The organism is Geotalea daltonii FRC-32 (assembly GCF_000022265.1).
In the GTDB taxonomy this organism is placed as follows: Bacteria; Desulfobacterota; Desulfuromonadia; order Geobacterales; family Geobacteraceae; genus Geotalea; species Geotalea daltonii.
This window is the reverse complement of the sequence record NC_011979.1, coordinates 3,541,940-3,564,137: the sequence shown is the minus strand read 5'-3', so window position 1 is coordinate 3,564,137 and position 22,198 is coordinate 3,541,940. Positions and strand designations below refer to the sequence as shown.

The window sequence follows — 22,198 nt, the reverse complement described above, 5'->3', positions numbered from 1 at the left end:
AATACTAATATTAACAGTGCTGGCATTAGTGTCAAATAATTTTTTTATGGCTGGAGTATGGTAATATTAAAATACATTTATTTGTGGGGGGGGCCGCATGATCGGTGCCAGAAGACTGCCCATTGGAGCTGATGTCATGGCCCATGGAGGTGTCCACTTTCGCGTCTGGGCACCGAAACGGAAAACTGTGGAAGTCCTGATGGAGGGGAGTCTTGACGGAGAACAGGGTGAAAGTTTCTCTTTCAGGCTCACCGCCGAGGCGGGCGGATATTTCTCCGGGTTTTGCCGGGACGCAATGTCTGGCTGGCTTTATCGCTATCGTCTTGACAGCAGCGTTGCTTTTCCCGATCCCGCCTCGCGTTTTCAGCCTTCCGGACCCCACGGACCTTCTTGCATCATCGATCCAAGCTTCAACTGGACCGACTCCCATTGGCGCGGCATAGGCAAAGAGGGCAACGTCGTCTATGAAATGCACATCGGCACTTTTTCCAGAGATGGTACCTGGCAAGGGGCGGCAAAAGAGCTTTCGGAGCTTGCCCAGCTGGGAATTACCGTCGTGGAGCTAATGCCGGTGGCGGAGTTTCCGGGCAAGTTCGGCTGGGGCTATGATGGCGTCGACCTTTTTGCTCCGACCAGATTATACGGGTGTCCCGACGACCTGAGGTCTTTCGTGGATACGGCCCACGCCTGCGGAATAGGAGTAATTCTGGATGTTGTCTATAACCATCTGGGCCCTGAGGGAAACTACCTGAAGCAGTTTTCCGATCATTATTTCACCGACCGGTACCGGAATGAATGGGGCGAGGCTGTCAATTTCGATGGCGATGGGGCCGGTCCGGTCAGGGAATTTTTCATGGCCAATGCTGCCTATTGGATCGACGAGTTCCACCTGGACGGTTTGCGCGTCGATGCCACCCAGCAGATCTATGATGCTTCTCCCCGGCATATCATTGCCTGCATCAACGAAAAGGTGCGAAAGACAGCCGGAGAAAAATCCATATTCCTGGTGGGGGAAAACGAGCCCCAGCAGATTAAATGTCTGCAACCACCCGAGCAGGGAGGCTATGGTTTCGATGTGGTCTGGAACGATGACTTTCATCACACTGCCCATGCGGCCGTCACCGGGTACAATGAGGCCTATTACAGCGAATATCTGGGGACCTCCCAGGAACTGGTATCGGCAGTGAAATACGGGTACCTGTACCAGGGCCAGCGTTATTTCTGGCAGGGCAAGCGTCGTGGCAGCTCCACCAGGGGGGTGAAGCGATCCTGTTTTGTCAACTTCATCCAGAACCATGATCAGATCGCCAACTCTGCCTGGGGATTCCGCATCCACCAGTTGACGAGCCCCGGCAGCTACCGGGCCATCACCGCATTACTGCTCCTGGCGCCCAGTACGCCGATGCTTTTTCAGGGGCAGGAATTTGCCGCTTCGACCCCGTTTCTATACTTCGCCGACCTCTGCGCAGAGGTTGCAAACATGGTGCGCAAGGGGAGGGTGGAATTTCTCAGCCAGTTCACCAATGTTGCCTCCCAGGAGATAATCGACAGTCTGGACAGTCCGGCAGCCATGAACACTTTCGAGAGATCACGGCTCAATCTGGAGGAAAGGCAGAAACATGACAGGATCTACACCATGCACCGGGATCTTATCAGGCTGAGGCGGGAAGACCCGGTTTTCAGTGCCGGTGCATCTTCTTTCATTGACGGGGCTGTCCTTGGTGCAGAGGGTTTTGTCATTCGTTTTTTTCATAATGATGATGAAAGGCTGCTGCTGGTGAATCTCGGGCGGGAATTGCGGTTGAGGCCGGCGCCTGAACCGCTGCTGGCACCACCCCAGGGTGGCGTGTGGAAGGTGGCCTGGTCCAGCGAAAAGCCCGAGTATGGCGGCTCCGGGTATCCTGAGCCGGAGACGGAAAATTTCTGGAGAATTCTGGGCCATGCCGCAGTAGTGCTGGCTCCGGCCCCCAACGGAGGAGGATCATGACATCAATACGCAGGGAGATGCCTTTTACCGGGCCGAACATGACCCGCGATCAAGTGCTGCTGAAAAGGGAATGGCTGGTGACGAACGGCCTTGGCGGCTATGCCTCCGGGACGGTGAGCGGTGCCCTGACCCGCCGCTATCATGGCCTGCTCGTTGCCGCCTATCCAACCCCAATGGGTCGCAATATGGTTTTCAGCAAGGTTACGGAACGGATCAGGTTCGAAGACGGAAGCGTCGTCATGCTGGGAGGTAACGAGCGTGGGGACGGTTCAGTGGAGCTGTTCGGTTCCGAAAACCTCTTCTCATTCGTCCTGGAAGACGGGCTGCCGGTGTGGCAATACCACATCAACGGCGCAGTCATCGAAAAGAGGATATTCCTTCTGCACAAGCAGAATACGGTTCATGTGAACTACAAGATGCTCGAGGGGGAGCAGAAGGTACGGCTCAAGCTGCAGCCGACGGTCCATTTCCGCCCCCACGATGCGCCGGTTAACACCCCCGCCATTGATTCCTATGTTTTCTCGGCAGTGGAAAACCGCTACCAGATATCCTCCGGCAGAAGGTCGCCACAGCTTCGCCTGGTGCTCCACGGGCTGCACGGGACCTTTACCCTGGAAGAAAAGACCATTCCGGATATCTTTTACCGCATCGAGCACAACCGTGGCTATGAAGACGGAGGAGATCTCTGGAGTCCCGGCTATTTTGCCATCGATCTGGCCAGGGGAGAAGATGCCACCCTCGTCGCTTCCACGGAAAAATGGGAAACCATCGCTGCCTTGTCCCCCAGTGAAGCCTTCAGATTGGAGAAGGAGCGCCGGCGTCTGCTTTTGGCTGCCGCCGATCCGGGGGCACGGTCAGGCTTGCCGGCCGAACTGGTCTTTGCCGCCGATCAGTTCATTATCTCTCCAACCGGAAGAGTGGAGGATTATGTCCGTGCCAATGCCATGGGAGATGAGATTCGCACGGTCATAGCGGGCTACCACTGGTTCACCGACTGGGGCAGGGACACCATGATTTCCCTTGAGGGTCTCACCCTCTGCACCGGGCGGATCAATGAAGCGGGCTGGATTCTCAGGACCTTTTCCCATTATATCCGCGACGGCCTCATTCCAAACATGTTCCCCGAAGGGAAGACGGAAGGGCTCTATCACACCGCCGATGCGACCCTGTGGTTCTTCCATGCCCTGGACCGTTATGTGGAAGTCACCAGGGACCGGGCGACACTGGTGTTGATCCTGCCCAAACTGAAGGAAATAATAGACCGGCATCTGGCAGGAACACGTTTCGGTATCGGCATCGACCCGGCGGATAGCCTGCTGTGGCAGGGTGCCGAAGGTTACCAGCTGACCTGGATGGATGCAAAGGTGGCCGACTGGGTCGTTACCCCTCGGCGGGGCAAAGCGGTGGAAATCAATGCCCTCTGGTACAATGCGCTGCGGCTTCTGGAGAAATGGAGCCGTGAGGAGGCCGACGAAAAGCTTGCGGCTCAGATTGGTTCCCTCGCCGACCAGACGAGCCGCTCCTTCAACAAACGTTTCTGGTACGAGGAGGGGGGGTACCTTTATGATGTTGTGGATGGTGAACGGGGAGACGACCCGGCCTGTCGCCCCAATCAGATATTTGCCATGTCACTGCGTTATCCGGTGCTGGAACCATCCCGATGGGAGAGGGTCCTGTCCGTCGTCAAAGAGCGTTTGCTGACGCCGGTGGGTTTGAGGACGCTGGCCCCCGGGCACCCAGATTACAAGGAAAAATATTTCGGCGATCTGCGGTCCAGGGATGCAGCCTATCATCAGGGGACGGTCTGGCCCTGGCTTCTGGGGCCGTTCGTCGATGCCTGGCTGCGGCAGCATCCGGAAGGCAAGGCGGAAGCAAGGGGGTTCCTGGAAGGGCTGGAAGACCAGCTGAATCAGAAATGTGTCGGCAGCATCAATGAGGTGTTCGATGCGGAAGAGCCCTATTCGCCGCGGGGGTGCGTGGCACAGGCGTGGAGCGTGGCGGAGATGCTCAGATGTTGGTTGAAGACCGGATGATGACTCATTGCCGGAAAAAAGAAATGGCCTGCATAAGCAGGCCATTTTTCATGTGGATCCGTGTAGAAAATCAGTAGCCTTTGGTACCCATGTGTCCGCGGCTCGAACTGGTGTATGAACCCATGGTTCCCATGTGACCGGATTTCCCTTTCTCCATGTCGCTACTTCTTCCGCCGGTGCCTGTGCCATAGGTGCCACCCATGGAGCCGCCGGTCCCCATTTCCGTATCCGATCCATAAGTGCCGCCAGTGGAACCACCTGTGCCTGCGCCGGTATACGTTCCAAATGTGCCGCCAGTTGCTCCGCCAGTACCGGTGTCATAAGTATCACTGGTCGAACCACCGGTGCCGGTCCCATAAGTGTCACTAGTGGAGCCACCTGTGCCCGAACCAGTACCGTATGTATCACTTGTCGACCCACCGGTCGAGCCACCCATGCCGCTGCCGGTGTCACTGCCGTAAGAACCGGTTGTCGATCCGCCAGAACCGCTGCCGGTCATGCCGGATGAACTGTCTGAACCGGAAGAGCTGCCCATACTGCTACCGCTGGTACTTGCGCTGAAAGCAAATCCCGATAGAGCAATCAACGCTGCAGCGGTAAAAACCATACGTTTTACATTCTTCATCGTTGTTCCTCCTCTTTCTGTTTGTTTATGCGCACATGTAAAGGTAGCGCAGAGCTATAGATGAAACTATATCATCCGGGTTAAGATGTTCAAATTTAAAATAATTAATTGCAGCAGGGACCCCCATAATATCTTCTTGCGTTGGGTGGCGACCGCCATATACTGTCAGGAAAAAAGCGACATTTTCAGGTAAGCCGGGAAAAGGAAATTGCATGCAGACCTTGATCGATCTTTTTGAGACATTCCCCGCAAGAGGAAAGGATACCGCCTTCGTCAACAGAACCGGCGTCCGCAGGTTCATCTTCTCTTACCAGGAGTTTCACCTGCTTTCCGGAAAAATGGCCCGCCTGCTGGCTGACCGGGGTGTGGCAACCGGGGACCGGGTGCTGATCTGGGGACCGAACTCTCCGTGGTGGGCTGTGGCATTCTGGGGAGCCATTGTTCGCGGAGCTGTAGCGGTACCCGTCGATTTCATGTCGGAAAGGGAGCGGGCTGAGACCATTGCCGGACTTACCGAGGCCAAAGTCGTCATCCAGAGCCGCTTCAAGATCGAGCCTCTGAACCATGCATCATCCATTCTGCTGGAGGACCTGGAATACGATCTTGCCGGTCTTGAACCGTTCGCTGAAATTGCCAGGCCGGCGACCGACGATGTTGCCGAACTTATCTACACTTCCGGTACGACAGGGAATCCGAAGGGGGTCATCCTCACCCACGGCAATCTGATGGCCAATATTATTCAGGTGAATGAGCACATCCCTGTTGTAACCTCACAATTCAACTTTCTCTCGCTGTTGCCGCTTTCCCACATGTTCGAGCAGATGGGGGGATTCTTTACCCCGCTTTACAACGGCTCCACCATCGTCTACTTGCGGACCTTGAAGCCATCGGCCATCATGGAGGCGCTTGGGGAAGAGGACATCTATGCCATGATCGCCGTTCCCCGGTTGCTCCAGCTATTGAAGAGCTCCATGGAACGGGAATTGGATGAGAAGGGGCTCGGTAATCTCTTCAGATTCCTGATGAAAAAGGGGGAGGCGCTCTCCCCGGGGGCGCGGAAGCTGCTCTTTTTCCCGATCCAGCGCAAATTCGGCCGCCACTTCAGCCTCTTCGTCTCAGGAGGGGCACCCCTCTCCCTGGATGTCTTCCTATTCTGGCAGAACCTGGGGTTCAGGGTTGTCGAAGGCTACGGCCTTACGGAATGCTCGCCGGTTCTGGCCGCCAACACCATGGACAAGCAGGTGGCGGGAGCGGTGGGGAAAGCTCTTCCCGGTATAGAGATCACCATCGAGGACAACGAGATCCTCGCCAGGGGAAAGAACATCACCCCCGGTTATTACCGCAACGAGGCGGCAACGCGGGAGGCGTTCACCGCCGACGGCCGGTTCCGCACCGGGGACATGGGGGAAGTCTCGGCAGACGGCTGGCTGACCATCAAGGGACGGGCCAAGGAGCTCATCGTCACCGGCGCCGGGATCAATGTCTATCCGGACGAGATCGAGGATATCTTCAACCGGACCAAGGGTGTGCGTGAATCGTGCGTCATCGGCATGGACAGGGGAGGGGGCGAGGAGGTCCATGCCGTGCTGCTTTTGGACGGCAGCGGCAGAAAGCCGGAAGAAATCGTCGCTGAGGTCAACAAGCGGCTCGACTCCCTGCACCAGGTAACCGGCTTCTCCGTCTGGCCAGAGGCGGAATTTCCCAAAACAACAACCCTGAAGATCAGGAAATTCCAGGTCAAGGAAAAGCTGCAAAAAGGAGAAAAGGGGACAGGTGCGGGCGCCGCGGCTGACCGGCTGATCACTTTGATCGCCCGGGTAACGGGAGCCGGTGTTGACGAGGTGAAGGAGGAGTCAAGGCTGGTAGCCGATCTGGGGCTCACATCCATCGCCAGGCTGGAGCTGGTCAACTACCTGGAGCAGGAATTCCGCCTGGACCTGGAGGATTCCGTCATCGGCCCGGAGACCAGGGTGCAGGAGCTCCGCCGCATCATCGAGAAACGGGAGAAAGTCGATGGCAAAAATCATTTCCGCTTCTGGACCAACTCGAAGCCGGTCAGGGCACTGCGCATGGTTTGGGATGCGGTTTTCACCTATCCTCTTTTCCGCAGTATGGCCACAATTGAGGCGCGGGGCCGGGAAAGGCTGGCAGAGATAAATGGGCCAGTCTTCTTCGTTTCCAACCACCTGAGCTACATCGACCAGTCGGCGATCATGTTCGCCCTGCCCCGGGAGATCCGCTACAACACCGCAACCGCTGCCTGGGAGGAGTTCTTCTTCCGCAATTACCACAACGCCCTGCAGTGGCTCTGGAAACGGCTCACCTACGAATATGCCACCTTCTTTCACAATGTCTTTCCCTTGCCCCAGAGCAGCGGTTTCCGCAAATCCTTCCGCTTCATGGGCAGGCTCGTGGACTCCGGCCACAACATCCTCATCTTCCCGGAAGGGGAACGCTCCATTGACGGCCGACTGCTGCCGTTCCAGCGGGGGCTGGGGATCATGGTCAAGGAACTGGACATACCGGTAGTACCGGTGAAGATCGAGGGGGTCGAGAAGGTTCTGCCCCGGGGAGCAAGCTGGCCCAAACGGGGAAGGGTGACGGTAACCTTCGGCAGCCCCCTTTACTTGAGCCGGGAGGAACCGGATACGATTGTGGAGCTGGCGCGGGGGGCGGTGGAGAGGCTGTGAAGGCGGGGCGTGCACCGGCAGACAACAAACGTCTTGAATAATCTCTCCGCAACTGCTATTAATCTAAAAACTGAAATTAACGGTGTTAAGTATGGGGTTAAAAGAACGCAGACAAAGACATAAGAACGAATTCAAGGCCGAGATCCTGGAAGCGGCACTGGCTTTGTTTGTACAGGAGGGTTATAACGGGTTTTCCATGCGCAAGCTGGCGTCGCGCATTGAGTACTCTCCCACCACGATCTACCTCTATTTTCGCGACAAGGACGACCTGCTGCTGCACATCTGCGAAAACTTCTATGCGAACCTTCTGCAGGAGCAGCTGCAGGGCATGATCGCAGACGCCCCACCGGAGCAGCACCTGCGCCAGGCCTTTCTCTGTTATGTCAGCTACAGTCTGAAGCATCCTGAACTGTACAAAGTGGTCTTCTTTTCCAACCCGCAGCTGTACGGCAAGCCGGAGGATTACCTTTCCCGCGACACCATGTCACTGCGCTGCTGGAAGCAGTTCTGCGAACTGGTCGACAACTGCATCAAGAGTGGCTATTTCCGCCACCTGGATTGCTACACTCTCTCTACAGTATTGTGGAGCGCCATGCACGGACTGGTTACCAGTACAATCTTTACCAAGGATTTCCCCATGCCGGACCCGGCCATTATGACAGAGATGATGCTGGACGGGATATTCTCGGGCTATCGGGCGGATCACCCCTGAAACGACGACAACGCTGCGCGCAGGCAGTTTTTTTTATTACTTTACTTAACAGTGTTAATGTAAATGTTTGGCGTTATGGAGGAAAAACATGAATAAGCATAAAGGTACTTTCAGTGTGATCGAGGGGGGCAAAACCACCCAAGCCAGGGGGAGCGAAACCTGCGCCATCATGGACGCTGCCGATCTGGAAAAAGTGACCAGTGTGGCTGCTTCACAGCTGGCCGGGCAGCAGCAGGACGACGGACACTGGGTCTTTGACCTGGAGGCGGATGTGACCATCCCTGCGGAGTACGTGATGCTGCAGCGCTTTATCGGCCGTGAGATCGATCCGGAGATTTCCGAGCGGCTGGCCGCCTACATGCAGGAGCGCCAGCTGCCTGACGGCGGCTGGCCGCTGTATGCCGTTGACGGCAATGTCAATATCAGTGCCAGCGTTAAGGCCTATTTTGCCCTCAAGCTGCTGGGGCACGACAAGAACGCTCCCCATATGGTCAGGGCGCGCCAGCTGATTCTCTCCCTCGGCGGGGCGGCCAAGTGCAACGTATTCACCCGCATCACCCTGGCTACCTTCGGTCAGATCCCGTGGCATACCGCACCGGCCATGCCGATCGAGATCATGCTGCTGCCGCGCTGGTTTTTCTTTCACCTGAACAAGGTAGCCTACTGGTCACGGACTGTAATTGTGCCGCTACTTATCCTTTACGCTACACAACCGATCTGCCGTCTGCAATACAACGAGGGGATCACCGAGTTGTTCACCACTCCGCCGGACATGCTGGTCCATCTGGATAAGTTCCGTCACCATGCCTGGCGCAAAAACGTCTTCATCGCCCTGGACCGGGTGCTGAAACGCACCATGCACCTGGTCCCCGGCCGGATCAAACAACATGCCCTGGCCGAGGCTGAACGCTGGACACGGGCCAGAATGCAGGGAGACGGCGGCATTGGCGCCATCTACCCGGCTATGGCCAATGCAGTCATGGCCCTGAAGACGCTGGGGTGCAGCGATGACGATGCCGATTATTTGCGCGGCCTGGAGGCGGTCGATAACCTGATGGTGCACCGCAATCTGAAGACAGGCACCATCCCCATGGATGATGACAGTGGCGGCATTGCCATAGACAACTCTTCAGCAGCGCCTGAACTATCTCCAACCTACCTGACCGATACAGCCGGCAACACGGAGTTCAGTTTCTGTCAGCCCTGCAACTCCCCCATCTGGGACACCTGCATGAGTCTGTCGGCCCTGTGTGAGTCAGGTTATGCCGAAAACAACTCGGGAGTAACGGACAGGGCCATCAAATGGCTGTTCAGCCAGCAGATTGCCACACCGGGAGACTGGTCGGAGAAATGTCCGGGGCTGGAGTCGGGAGGGTGGGCCTTCCAGTACGAAAACAGCCGCTATCCCGATGTGGATGATACAGCAAAAGTACTGATGAGCCTGTTCCGTGCCGGGGCGCTGGAAAAACCGGAATATCGTGAAAAGATTGAACGGGCGATCAGGTGGGTGCAGGGGATGCAAAGCACGGACGGCGGTTGGGGGGCCTTTGATGTGGATAACGACTATTTCTACCTGAACGATATCCCCTTTGCCGACCACGGGGCCTTGCTGGATCCCAGCACCGCCGATCTGACCGGCAGATGTATAGAGATGATGGGGATGCTGGGGCACGGCCCTGATTACCCACCGATTGCCCGCGGCATCGCCTATTTGAAGAAGGAGCAGGAGCCGTTTGGCGGCTGGTTCGGACGATGGGGTGTCAATTACATCTATGGCACCTGGTCGGTACTTTCCGGGTTGCACCAGGCCGGTGAGAACATGGATGCCCCGTATGTGAGAAAAGCGGTGGAGTGGCTGATCTCCTGCCAGAACAGCGACGGCGGCTGGGGGGAAACCTGCGCGAGCTATGATGATCCATCCCTGGCCGGAAGCGGCGCCAGCACCGCCTCACAGACATCATGGGCGCTGATGGCGCTGATGGCGGCCGGTGAGTGGCGTCACAGCGCCGTCAGGAACGGTGTACGATATTTGACGGAAAGCTACTGCAACGGCTGGAACGAGAAGCAATTTACCGGCACCGGTTTCCCGCGGGTATTCTACTTGCGCTACCACGGTTACAGCCTGTTCTTCCCGGTCTGGGCGCTAGCGGTCTATTCCAGGTACATAAACGGCACGGCTACGGTTCAGGAAAAGGTACGGGAAAAACAATTCAGACAATGCCTAATGGTGTAGGAAATAAGTTCTAAGGGGGCTGCCTTGACATGCGACAAGATGGATGAATATTTCTGAGTAAGAATATGGAGGAAGAATATGGGAGGAAGAATATGTGTCAGGAGGAAGAATATGTGTCAGGTCTACACCTTGACACTAATTTAATCCTTTTCTGTCAAGGTGTAGACCTGACACTACCAAATTTGCTATGACACTACCAAATTTGCTACCAAATTTGTGACACTACCAAATTTGGCTCAGAGCCCGACCAACGTGTCGCGGCGTGACCTGCGCGGCGTTGTTCGCCGCGTCAGAGTCTGCGTCGATGTTATACCTTCTCTTTACTACCGTTGATATAAGCACTCACCTTGCCAATACGAGCCACAATGCAGCTTCCACTGAACTTTGAATGGTTAGATACAAATGTGAATTTGAGAGCATCCTCTCTTTCAAGACTCAGCACTCCTATATTGCTCGTTCCCCAGCCAACCTGCTCAAAGCTGGTTACTCCCCAGAGATCGAGTTCAACCTGAAGTGTGTTTGCACCAATAGGCCATCGTGGTTGTTGTTTCTCCGGGAACGTCGGCAGTTCGATTTGAAGCTGAATCAATGGACCATCTTGATGAAGTCGGACGCTGTGTATTTCAACCGGATTGCCTACAGGTTCATTACCAAAGATCTCTGTGATCGAGCGTGGGTTTTCGCAGAACTGGTACCACATGTTTTTTTCGCCTTTCTGTCTTTTTGGGCGGCATAACGGTTCGGGGGCGCACCAACGCGTTAGCGTCTGTGTGCCGCCGCCTGGTTGTGCTTTCGGATTTCAGTCAAAGAGATTTTTCAGAAGCATTCCAAGCGATAGCAAACCTAGACCGCAGTAAAAGATTGCAATCCAATATGAAGTATCTTTTTTTCCCAACCCTCGTTCAATCGTGGTTTCGTCACCTTCATCTGGAGCGTCAATGACTACGCTAACTCCACCTTCGTCTATTAATCTGGTTGCCTTCTGCCGCAGCTCGTCCTCAACAATTATCTTCCATGCATACGGACCAAGAAAGCTCCTGCCTTCAACAAGATCGTCCGTGTACTCTTTCTCTGTACAAAATGGTATTCCTTCTTTTTCCAGCAACTTAATTGCAGCAGTAAATTCGTAAGCATCGGTCGTTTCGACGACGACCGTAGGCTTTAATATTGTTGAAGTGCTCGCTTCTCTGCACTGCCGAGACTTGTCATCCAATTCTTTTCTAACTTTCTTACGCATTAAAGTTCCCTTCGCACAACGGGTTGCGCCCTTGACCCGCACTGGGGCGATTTTCAACCCTGGTCGGTGTCCTAGGGCCTGTTGGCACATCATTTTCGCGTTGCCCCACTATTTCCCACACAATGCTGTATACCTGTCCACTTTAGCACTAATATCTCTTTTCCATTCTTCCATTGTTAAGCGTTTTGTGGCCCTGGACAAGAGTAGTTGTTGGAGCTTATGCATTTCAATTAATGTGTTCATAAAAGAAAACGAATACAGTGATACCTTTGTATCTAAGCTAATGCCGGAGTCCATAACAGCTATATCTAATTCGTTATGGGCATCTTCTAGACGCAATAAATATTCGAGTAATTCTGGGTCTAATATTGTAAAAAAGTGGTGACTAATTTCCTTTGTTTTTTCAAAAAACACATCCAAAGAGGCTCGGGAAATATCAACAGCTTTGACGAAGCCGTCAAGGTTTTGGGACGAGATTCGAAGAGTTTCCTGAATATGCTCTCTGTACGTGCCATTTAAACTTGGCAAATCATAATAACCCGAGGAATACTTACCAAATTCTGCATGATGTAACTCTGATTTTTTCATTGGGGGAATAACTCGTAAATAACACTCCGTTATTGCCTTCTGAACTATCGCAAAAACATAATCTCGGTGAGGATTGAATTTTTCTTCGTTATATTTCTGCATCAGTTGGTCAGCTATAAACACTGCTATAAATAACACTATAAGGCCGCCGACAAGGCTCATGCCCAACTCATGCCATACACCTTCATTTAGTGCAGCTATCAGTGCTGACACTGCCAATAATATAAAAAGAGCGCCAAGTAGCTGAGAGATACGATTGGTAATATTTGAATTCAGATCTGACATTATTTCTCCTGTGCCAACGGGGCTTCGGCGCAGCGGCGGAACGTCAGCGAAGACCGTCTGCCGCCGATTGTTAGCATTTCTTAGTTTCAGCTAGAAACATGTAAAAGTCAGCTGGTTTTTTGATGCCGTTAATACGAAGATCATACCCCCATCTCATAATTCCTTCATGGGAATCAAGATCTTCAGGCATTACACATTCATATACAAGCCGAAGGTAATTACAGTCATTATATAACCAGTAGTATCTGGCATCTAAAACCCTTGTGTTGTAACGTTTTACCGACTTGATAAAGAGAGGCATTAAAAACTTCATAGGCTTCTGTAGAACATAATGAGGAATTTCGTCATAAATGAGGTTTCCCTGCTTGGCCCAATACTCGTATCTAAGTAAGCATTTTTGCTCCTCTTCTGAGAGTTCGGCAGACTTGTCATATCTCATGTCCCACATTAGTATCCGGCATACATCCAGGAATGATCGAAAGACGTCGGGTTCATCTGTTGGTAGATGGATATCATAATGGAAAGTGCCTACGTAAAACTCTATGAACTCCATAAGGTGCTTTAATGCTACTTTGTGATTGTGAATAATGTCAGATGCGGTAGGAGCAAGTGCAAATGCATATGTTAATGCGCCAGCGACCTCTGAGTGATATTGGTCCACAGGAAGAAATTCGATTGATTTGCTTCTCTTTGATCCGTCTATGAGTTTGGTTGCTTGCCAAAACATGGGCTTGGTGATGTATATATTCTCATTTTTTAAATCAACTGCATACGCTAGAACATTGACCCTTAAGCTTAGCTCAGCCCAATAATTGAGAGTTGTATCCTTTATCCCTCCTACTGTTGGCACCTTGTCTTTTTTTCTTATCTTTAAATCTTCTGATGATTTTACTTGTACTTTGACATATCTTCCGGTTAGTTGATCTCCCTTAAGGACCTCAATCTCAAAATCAATCCCATAATCATTTTCTGTTAAGTTTCTGAAAATGCCGACGTTTTTCAACTTGTACAGCAAAATGGCGTAGGAATCTGACTCGGCTTTATGCTGCTTAATTCTTGAGGGTAGTTTCATGTCATTCTCTTGGCTGGAGATGGATTACTTCATATGCGCTGGTTTTCAGATGCTAACAGGAAGAATATGTGTCAGGTCTACACCTTGACACTAATTTAATCCTTTTCTGTCAAGGTGTAGACCTGACACTGTCAAATTCCCCTGTCAAATTCCCTCTGTCAAATTCCCTCTTTCGGTTAAATTCTGTTTTCCGCCTCTTATGCCTACTCCTGCTTTTTTTCGCCTATAAATCGACTATCAGCCAAAGCCCAAACCAGAGCGCAACGAGGCCGAAACCCCATTTGATTACTGACCTCTGCAATTTAAGAAGTTTTGGATTTAGGTGGGTATGGGAGAAAACTCTTGTAATTACTCCTCTTTCGTTACTTCTCTTTGTGACATCTTTGTCGCCAAATTTGATTACAATTACTCCAAGGCAAACAAAGGCAACACCTGACAGCACTCGTAGTATATTCATTTTGTTCTCCATTTCATACAACGGGCCGGGAGATCACTGGCTGTCAGATCGGTGCATCTTCCTGCTTGAATCTTCATGCTCTTGATTCCCTGAGGAATTCCGAAATCATTGCAACGATGTATTCTGCTTGATCCGCTCGGGCAAGGTTTGTAATCAGCATTTTCTTCTCGCCGCACCTATCATTTACACTCACGTTTGCGGACCACCTCGGCATTAGCCGCCCTGTACCTCTTCCTGATTCTAATTTCAAAATGCTATCGACCCGGAACATACTATTTCCTGGCCATGGGAACGGACCAACCTTTGTCTCCAAGTCATGTTTATTAACTCGGATTTCAGTTGTGTTTACGACATGTGCAAGTGCCACATACGTAATGAGCACTCCGGTAACTCCAAGGGCAACAAGTACTGGATGAAATGTCGGATTCCTTGAGTCTGCTACTTGGGCAACTAAAAACCACAGCAGAAAACCGTCCCAGACCATCGCAGCAAGAAGAAATCTAATGGTGTAAATGGTTAGCCACGTGTAGTGAATTCGCAAACTTCCGTCAGCAGTGATTACTTGGATGTTTTTTGGTATTTTTTCCGCGTTTCCCATGCTGTTTTTCCTTTTTCTGATTCAACTACACATTGACCAGTTAGAGTGGGTGCATATGGTTGTATATAAAAGCATCTAAATACATATGTTGCTTCGCCAGAAGGCCCCCTGACCAGCACTGAGAAGTGAATGTCGGTAAAATATAATCTAATTAAAACCTTATGGTCAAGCCTATTGATGAACAGAATCTTTCCGATAAACTCCAGAGCCCAATGAGGCGCTGCCACGTTGAACGAAGCGAGAAGATGTTTTAAAAGTTATAACTTTACAATGAATGATCTGGTGGTAACTTTTGTTAGATACTTCCAATTAAATATGGGGTGCCTATGCAAAAGAACCGTCAGAAAATTGTCGTCATGGGTCTTGGCTACATTGGCTTGCCCACTGCTTCCATGCTCGCCACAAAGGGGCATGAGGTGGTGGGGGTGGACATAAACGAGGAGGCGGTCAACACCATCAATTCGGGCAGGATACACATTGTCGAGCCCGATCTGGACATCCTGGTCCGTTCTGCCGTCAACAGCGGCAATCTCCGGGCATCGTTGGTCCCCGAGGAGGCGGATACCTTCATTATCGCCGTGCCTACTCCATTCAAAAACGGGGAACAGGCCCATCTGAAGATCCCGGATGTGAGTTACGTGGATGCCGCTACGCGGGCCATTGCGCCTTTTCTTCGGGAAGGAAGTCTCATCATTCTGGAATCCACGTCGCCGGTGGGGACCACCGAGGCGATCGGTGAGATAGTCAAGCAGCTGCGGCCGGACCTGGCGCAGCATCCGGGTACCAACAACCATTCCCCCCAGGTCTTCATCGCCCATTGCCCGGAAAGGGTGCTGCCGGGGCACATAATCCGCGAACTGGTGGACAATGACCGGATCATCGGCGGCATTAACAAGGCTTCGGCCGAAAAGGCCAGAGATTTATACAACACCTTCTGCAACGGGACAATATTCCTCACCGACAGCAAGACGGCGGAGATGTCCAAGCTGGTGGAAAATTCCTTTCGGGACGTGAATATTGCCTTTGCCAACGAGCTGTCGCTGATCAGCGACCGGGTGGGGGTCAATGTCTGGGATGTGATCGAGCTGGCTAACCGCCATCCCCGTGTAAATATTCTCAATCCCGGACCGGGGGTGGGTGGGCACTGCATTGCCGTCGATCCGTGGTTCGTGGTTTCCGCTGCGCCGGAAGAGGCGCGGCTGATTCGTACCGCCCGGGAGGTGAACGATCACAAGCCCCACTGGGTCATGAACAAGATAAAGGCCAAGGCGGAGCGGTTCAAGGAACCGGTTATCGGCTGCCTGGGACTGTCCTTCAAGGCCAATATCGACGATCTGCGCGAGTCGCCGGCAATGGAAATTACCAGAGGGCTCATTTCAAGCGGAGTGGGCAGGGTGATGGCCTGTGAACCCAATGTATGCAATGGATCGGCGGGCATGGAGCTGCATGAGCTGTCCCAGGTGCTGCGCGAGGCGGACATCCTGGTGGTTCTGGTCGACCACGATGAATTTAAAACCATAGACAAGGAACTTCTCAAGGAGAAGGTGGTGATAGATACCCGTGGAGTGTGGCGTTAATTGATGTTTTCATTTCCGTTCAATCCCTGGAAGAAAGCACTTTATCGAGAACCCCCATGACATCTACGGCGCGGTAAGGTTTAACCATGGCGGCGCAGAAGCCGAACCTGGCGTATTCCGCCATGACCGGATCTTCGGAATAGCCGCTTGAGACGATGAGCCTGGCATCGGGATATGCATCCAGTATCAGCCGGGCTGCCTCTTTTCCACCCATGCCTCCAGGCACGGTAAGGTCCATGATGACGGCGGAATATGGCCTGCCCGATTCCTGTGCATCCCTGTACATGGCAACTGCCTCTTTGCCGTCCGCGGCAGTGCTTACCTTGTATCCCAACGCCCCCAGCAACTCTGTAGCAAGGTCTCTGATCATTTCTTCGTCGTCCATGATCAACAAGGAGTTGTTGCACTTTTCCGGCGCTGCCGGCATTTTCCCCTCCTCTTCATGGGCTGGTGATTCATTACTGCTTGCCGGCAACAAGACCTGGAAAACCGTTCCCTTGCCAACTACCGAACTGACACCGATATGTCCGCCATGCTTGCCGATGATGGAATGGGCTGCAGCCAGGCCAAGGCCACTGCCTCCTGCCCTGGTGGTAAAATATGGATCGAAAACCTTCTTCAGATCCTCTTCGGGAATGCCGCATCCGGTGTCGGAAAAGGTGAATCTGACGTAATCCCCCGCTGGCAAGGACATGCTGTTTGCCTTGTCCAGGGCCACATTCTCCGCCCTTACGGTAAAGGTCCCGCCTTCCGGCATTGCCTGTGCTGCGTTGATCGCTATATTGCTGAAGGCCTGTCCTATCTGGCCCTCATCCACCTCCACGGGATGGAGATTTTCAGGGATATTGAAGACGCTGATCACACTGAAACCGTCTGATACCCGCGAGGCCGATGCCTTGGCGATATTGCCGGCGGAGACGGTTTTCTTTACCGGGTGGCTTCCCTTTGAGAAAGTCAGCAGTTGGATGGCCAGTTCGCTGGCCCTTTGACAGGCCTTTTCCGCAGATTTCAGGGTTGTCGTCGCCCGGTGCGATTCATCGAGGAGCATCCGTGACAGTGAAATGTTGCCCATGATGCCGGTGAGGACATTGTTGAAGTCATGGGCGATGCCTCCTGCCAATATTCCCAGTGATTCCAGCTTCTGCATCTTGAGAAGCTCGTCGCGGCTTTTTTCCCGTTCGGTGATATCGGTGTAGATAATCAGGATGCGGTCCTGAATCAATTGGGTATTGGCAATATTGTGGCTGACAGAGCCATCCTTGCAGGTAATCAGTGACTCAAACGGGGGAATCCCTATCTGTTCACTCTGCGCCTTGGCAACTGCCGCCTTCCAGGTGTTGACTATCTTTTCCCTGTAGGTTTCGTCCGGGTAGGCACGGGCATACCAGGCTGCTTTGGTGGTAATTTCGCCAAGACTATAGCCGAAACGCTCGATGAAGCATTTATTGATGTAAATATTGTTGCCCTGGCTGTCACTGAGAGCCAGTCCCACCGGCATGGCATCCATGAGCGAGCGGAGGCTCTCTTCGCTGTGCCGCAACATCGTTTCATGGCCGATACGGGTTTGTACTTCCTTCTGCAGGGCATCGGTTCGCTGCCTTACCATGCGCTTCAGCATCCACAGCCACAGGACGAGCGCCAGCATAACCAGCATGACCGCAATGCCGCTGATTCTGATGAAGCGCATTTCTTTCATTCCCAGAATCGGTTTACCGCGCCAGCGCTCTTCTATTTCCGAGTATTCTTCCTTTGATATGCGATTGAAACCAAATTGAACGGTTTGAAGCAGCTCTTTGTTTCCCTTTTTTACCCCCCGATGAAACTGCCCGATGTACAGGGGTTTTGTCGCCCGGTATTGTTCCCAGATGCCGAATTTATAAAGATAGTAATAGGCGGGCGGTTCATCGACGGTGAAGACGTTAACCTTGTGGTCGCGGGCGGCGGTGACAATCGCCTCGTAACTGTTGAACTGGATGAGGTTGTTGATGCCGTGGGACCTGAGCACATCGATGATGTTGCCCCCCGCCTTCACTCCCACGGCAAAACCGGCAAGATCCTGGATGTCTCTTATTCCGGAGATATCGGAACGAAAGAAAATGGGAACCGGAATGCTGGCATAGGGCTTGGTAAAGTCGTAGAGCTTGTCCCTTTTTTCGTTGCGGAACATGGTGTCAATGACGTCGAATTCGCCATCGGCCATCAGCCTTTGGGCATCGGCCCAGTCCATGGCGCTGATCTCGGCCCGAGTACTGGTTTTCTTCTCCCAGAGGCGCCACTGATCGATGATGATGCCCTTGATCCTGCCATCCCTGTCTCTGAAAACGAAAGGGGGGTAGTTGTCGTCCATGACGACGCGGATAGATCGCTGAAGGGATGGGCCTGGATCTGCTGCAAATGAAGGTGCGGCAATGGCAATAACCATCATGAGCAACAGCACAAGGTGGTATTTCTTTAACTGCTCACAAGAAACTGCAGTGTCTATCACGAAAGGCTCCAGGCTTTGCAATCACATAAACGCTATCTCCACGATTTTGCGTGAGTTTACCAAATTTTAACACCAATTCAAGCCTTGCATGCGAATCGAAAGATATCAGAATGGTGTTTAGTTAAACAAATATAATTCATGGGTGGGGCAATTGCCATTGCATTGAAAAAACAAAAACATAAAATAGAAACAAAAATCACCAATGACTGCGTTCTGCTATGAAATGCCCTTGCGAAAAGCTGATCCTGGAATCTCAATCTGAATAATTTATGTTCCTGTAGTTATTCATTACTTAGACAATCATACGGAGTTTCCGGCCATGTGGAAAATCTTAGTTTTTATAATGTTTTCATTGTGGTTATGCCCGTTGACTGTTTTGGCTCAAGTCCAATGTGTGGATGCCGATGGTGAAGCTGTCATTGTCAATGGTGATAAACCTTCAGCAAAAGCAGAGGCAATCTCCCGGGCCAAACTGGCTGCCATCGAACAGACTGCAGGCGTAGATGTCAATGCCCAGAGCGTAGTCCAGAACCTGATGCTTGTTGACGAGACGATAAACAGAAAAATCTATGGCCTGATTACCTCCTTTAGTCTTCTCGATTATCAAATCGGAGACAATGTGGTTGCAGTAAAAATAAATGCGTGCGTGGAACCGGCAAAGACCCGTGATGCCCTTTCCGACCTGGCATTGAACAATGCCGTGGCCGTTTTCATTCCGGCCAGGAAAATTTCACCTTCGGGAGCGGCCGGAGATTACCAGGAGTCCAACCTCTTTTCGGAGGAAATCATCGGCGATCTCGCCGAGCGTGGATACACCGTTGTTGATGTTGCTCCCACCGGTGAAGTGGATCCCCGGAATATCGAGACTGCCCTTAAAAGCGGGAATTTCCGAAGTTTGAGCAGTATGATGCACCAATTTCTCACCAACATTCTCCTCATCGGCAATATCGACTTAATCCTCACCAAAAAAAAGGGAGGGGATATGGGATTCGGTCTGAACACCCCTTTCCACAACATCACTGCCCGATTGACCTACAGGCTGGTTACCAGGGACCCATCGGGCCGGATGGTAATCCTTGCTGCCGGAACTGAGCAAGGGAAGGGGCTTGCCGGCACAATGGAAGATGCCGCCGCCAAGGGGTTGCAAAATCTTTCGGACAAGCTTAAACCGGTGGTTGCCGATAAGGTCGGGAGGCATCTGAAGGCTGCAGCAAAAAGGGTGCAGGTCAAGGTCAGCGGCATAAAAGACCCGGGGGAAAACTTTGCCGTGAAAGAGGCACTGCAGAACATCGCCTGGGTAGCAGGGGTGGAAGAAAAGGAGCTTGGATCGTTCGTGGTAACTTATCCTGAAAACACCATCTATCTGGCCAACAGCATTGCCCAGAAGGGCAGTTTCAAAATCGTCAACTTCTCCACCAATGCCATCACCATTAATTACCTGAAGTGAAAAATAGATGAGGAAATGCCCTGCAAGCACCTTGAAATACCCAAGAAGCGCACTTCAGGTGTTCCTGGTTGCCGTTGCCATCCTCACCTCGGGTTGCGCCACAACAATCTTCACCCCCTATACGGGCAGGATCACCCCGGTCATCGAGCAATTGAAAGCCGACAGAAAGGTAGATCTTTCCCGGTGCCTTGTTTCGGGTAATAAAAGCATAGATTCCATTCTCTATGGCATGGAGTTGGGGCGCATTGCCCAGATACAGGGTGACGTGGATTTCAGCGTCAAGAGCTATGAATGTGCCATGCAAGCCATAAGAGCCGCCGATGAAAAGGCGACCATCAGTGCAACGAATGCTTTATCCCATGTCAGCGCAATTCTCACCAATGATAATGCGCTTCCCTACCGGGGCGAAGGCTATGAGCGCGTTCTTCTGCACAATTTTCAGGCGATGAATTATCTTTTCAGGAATGATATTGAAGGAGCCGGGGTCGAGATCCGCCGGGCCAATAGGGAGCAGGATGAAGCCCTCAGGCGGCATGAAGAGGAATTGGAAGAAGCCAGGGCCGAAGCTGAAAAAAACCACTTCAGCAGCTCCGAAGGGGCCGGTCGCGTCTATGCAAGCTATGGGGCCATGGATGAGATTGCCGGCAAGGTGAAGAACTCGTTCCAGAATGCCTATTCCTTCTATGTGTCGGGGGTGGTCTACGAACTGCTGAAACAGCCGAATGACGCCTATATCGACTACAAGAAGGCGCTGGAGATCCGGCCGGACAACAGTTACCTGCAAGAGGATGTGATGCGCCTGGCCCGGGTTTTGGGCATGGATGAGGAGCTGGATAAATTAAAGAAGGCGGTTGATGTGCCGGATGCTACCTGGAATGATGATACTTCATCGCCAGGGATGGAAACGGGTGAACTCCTGTTGTTTTTCGAAGAAGATTTCGTCCCCCAGAAGGAAGAGGTGAAGATTCCCATACCCTTGCCAAGTGGAGGCATCGTTGCCGTGGCTTTCCCCTTCTATGGGCAGCGATGGCCTGACGCTTCCCCGATGTGGGTTATGGAAGGCTCTGATACCATCGGCGTTACCGAACCCCTTTGCGACGCCAGGGCTCTGGCGGTTAAGGCCTTGAAGGAAAAGGTCCCGGCCATGGTGACACGCCAGATCATCCGAGCCGTTGCCAAAGGGATTGCAGCGAAGAAATCGAAGGACAAGTTCGGCTCCCTGGGGGAACTCAGTTCATTACTCTATAACTACATCAGCGAAAATGCCGATCTCAGAAGCTGGAATACTCTTCCGGCAGAGGTGCAGGTGATGCGGGCCAGCCTTCCGGCGGGAAAGCATTCATTGTCACTGGAGCAGGAGAGAACGGCGATGTTCCATGATATTGAGATCAATATAAAAAGCGGCGCCAAAACAATCGTCAGGGTCATCAGGGCCGGCAATACGTTCAAAACAACGGAGATAACATTCTGACCGAATCTATCGCAAAGAAGGGAGTAACACCATGTACCAGAAAACCAGAGCAGGCAGTCTTATCTTTTTGATCGCAGCAGCTACGCTGTTTTCCGGGTGTGCCACCCCCAGCGTCGAATATGGCGATCCCCTGTCGCAGCAAGCCCTGTCAACGGATTTCGGTTCTGCAGATCTCCAGCAGATCGCGGCAACCATGGTCGATTCGTTGATTACCTTTCCACCGGTTGCGGAGATTACCGCAACTCGCCGTCCGGTCATTTCCGTAGACCGGATAAAAAACAAGTCCATGCAGCATATCGACATGGAGGCTGTAACCGATTCAATCCGTGCCAGGCTCATAAAGTCGGGAAAATTCACCTTCGTTGACAGAACCACCGAGGCTGCAGTCCTGGAAGAACTGAAATATCAGCAGAACAGCGGCATGGTCGATCAGGAAAAGGCTGTGGAAATGGGAAAACAGTACGGGGCCGAGTACATCCTGTCGGGCAACTTTGCCGAGATTGAGCACAAGGTCGATGATGTCAGGGATGTTTACTACAAATTCACCCTCAACCTGAAGAATCTCCGCACCGGCCTGCTTGAATGGTCTGACGAAAAGGAAATCAGAAAGGTCTGGAAACGTTCCACCTTTGGCAGATAAGTACCGCGTATTGAAAACTGGAATGACATCCCGGGGTTCTGCAAAAGGTGCTGGTTGCTTC

16 protein-coding genes are annotated in these 22,198 nt (G+C 52.4%); 9 read left to right on the top strand and 7 right to left on the bottom strand.

Annotated features, from left to right (window positions below; translation table 11 throughout):
- Positions 1-97: 97 nt before the first annotated feature.
- Both treZ and GEOB_RS16080 read left to right on the top strand, forming a co-directional pair.
- Entirely contained in the window at positions 98-1,987 is a 1,890-nt protein-coding gene (gene treZ, locus GEOB_RS16085) for a malto-oligosyltrehalose trehalohydrolase (RefSeq protein WP_041267174.1), read from the top strand.
- Complete coding sequence (locus GEOB_RS16080) at positions 1,984-4,020, top strand: amylo-alpha-1,6-glucosidase (protein WP_012648309.1); 2,037 nt, start codon at positions 1,984-1,986, stop codon at positions 4,018-4,020. The genes treZ and GEOB_RS16080 overlap by 4 nt, the downstream gene beginning before the upstream one ends.
- Positions 4,021-4,090: 70 nt before the next feature.
- Here GEOB_RS16080 and GEOB_RS16075 read toward each other — a convergent pair whose 3' ends face one another.
- A complete protein-coding gene (locus tag GEOB_RS16075) occupies positions 4,091-4,645 on the bottom strand; it encodes a hypothetical protein (protein WP_012648308.1) in 555 nt (184 codons plus the stop codon).
- Positions 4,646-4,857: 212 nt separating this feature from the next.
- Here GEOB_RS16075 and GEOB_RS16070 point away from each other — a divergent pair, with 212 nt between their 5' ends.
- The 3 genes from GEOB_RS16070 to shc all read left to right on the top strand — a co-directional run bounded on the left by GEOB_RS16070 (position 4,858) and on the right by shc (position 10,280).
- Positions 4,858-7,335, top strand: coding sequence for an AMP-binding protein (locus GEOB_RS16070; protein WP_012648307.1), 2,478 nt, complete (start codon positions 4,858-4,860; stop codon positions 7,333-7,335).
- 91 nt (positions 7,336-7,426) lie between these two features.
- Positions 7,427-8,047, top strand: a complete 621-nt coding sequence (locus GEOB_RS16065) for a TetR/AcrR family transcriptional regulator (RefSeq protein ID WP_012648306.1) — start codon at positions 7,427-7,429, stop codon at positions 8,045-8,047.
- Positions 8,048-8,135: 88 nt separating this feature from the next.
- Positions 8,136-10,280 carry a squalene--hopene cyclase gene (gene shc / locus GEOB_RS16060; protein WP_012648305.1) on the top strand — a complete coding sequence of 715 codons (2,145 nt, stop codon included), beginning with the start codon at positions 8,136-8,138 and terminating at the stop codon, positions 10,278-10,280.
- 307 nt (positions 10,281-10,587) lie between these two features.
- Here the strand turns inward: shc and GEOB_RS16055 are convergent, their stop codons facing one another.
- The 5 genes from GEOB_RS16055 to GEOB_RS16030 all read right to left on the bottom strand — a co-directional run bounded on the left by GEOB_RS16055 (position 10,588) and on the right by GEOB_RS16030 (position 14,517).
- The gene (locus GEOB_RS16055; RefSeq protein ID WP_041267173.1) at positions 10,588-10,980 is read right to left on the bottom strand and encodes an Imm50 family immunity protein; all 393 of its coding nucleotides are present in this window, start codon (positions 10,978-10,980) and stop codon (positions 10,588-10,590) included.
- Between the two features lie 99 nt (positions 10,981-11,079).
- Positions 11,080-11,517, bottom strand: a complete 438-nt coding sequence (locus GEOB_RS16050; protein WP_012648303.1) for a putative signal transducing protein — start codon at positions 11,515-11,517, stop codon at positions 11,080-11,082.
- 108 nt (positions 11,518-11,625) lie between these two features.
- Positions 11,626-12,390 (bottom strand): hypothetical protein, encoded by a 765-nt coding sequence (locus GEOB_RS16045; RefSeq protein WP_012648302.1) that lies wholly within the window; start codon positions 12,388-12,390, stop codon positions 11,626-11,628.
- A gap of 70 nt (positions 12,391-12,460) precedes the next feature.
- Entirely contained in the window at positions 12,461-13,462 is a 1,002-nt protein-coding gene (locus tag GEOB_RS16040; protein ID WP_012648301.1) for a DUF4365 domain-containing protein, read from the bottom strand.
- Between the two features lie 530 nt (positions 13,463-13,992).
- Complete coding sequence (locus tag GEOB_RS16030) at positions 13,993-14,517, bottom strand: hypothetical protein (protein ID WP_012648299.1); 525 nt, start codon at positions 14,515-14,517, stop codon at positions 13,993-13,995.
- Between the two features lie 326 nt (positions 14,518-14,843).
- Between GEOB_RS16030 and wecC the strand changes: the two genes are divergently transcribed.
- Entirely contained in the window at positions 14,844-16,094 is a 1,251-nt protein-coding gene (gene wecC / locus GEOB_RS16025) for a UDP-N-acetyl-D-mannosamine dehydrogenase (protein WP_012648298.1), read from the top strand.
- 19 nt (positions 16,095-16,113) lie between these two features.
- On the opposite strand, the gene GEOB_RS19480 is transcribed toward wecC, so the two are convergent.
- On the bottom strand, positions 16,114-18,579 hold the full coding sequence (locus GEOB_RS19480) for a transporter substrate-binding domain-containing protein (RefSeq protein ID WP_012648297.1): 2,466 nt from the start codon (positions 18,577-18,579) through the stop codon (positions 16,114-16,116).
- A 319-nt stretch (positions 18,580-18,898) separates the two neighbouring features.
- Here GEOB_RS19480 and GEOB_RS16015 point away from each other — a divergent pair, with 319 nt between their 5' ends.
- Genes GEOB_RS16015 through lpoB form a run of 3 tightly spaced genes read left to right on the top strand, consistent with a single transcriptional unit; the run spans position 18,899 to position 22,137 of the window.
- Positions 18,899-20,026: a hypothetical protein gene (locus tag GEOB_RS16015; RefSeq protein WP_012648296.1), complete on the top strand. Its 1,128-nt coding sequence runs from the start codon at positions 18,899-18,901 to the stop codon at positions 20,024-20,026.
- A gap of 31 nt (positions 20,027-20,057) precedes the next feature.
- Entirely contained in the window at positions 20,058-21,497 is a 1,440-nt protein-coding gene (locus GEOB_RS16010) for a COG3014 family protein (RefSeq protein ID WP_230198970.1), read from the top strand.
- A 31-nt stretch (positions 21,498-21,528) separates the two neighbouring features.
- Complete coding sequence (gene lpoB, locus GEOB_RS16005; RefSeq protein ID WP_012648294.1) at positions 21,529-22,137, top strand: penicillin-binding protein activator LpoB; 609 nt, start codon at positions 21,529-21,531, stop codon at positions 22,135-22,137.
- Positions 22,138-22,198 lie beyond the last annotated feature (61 nt).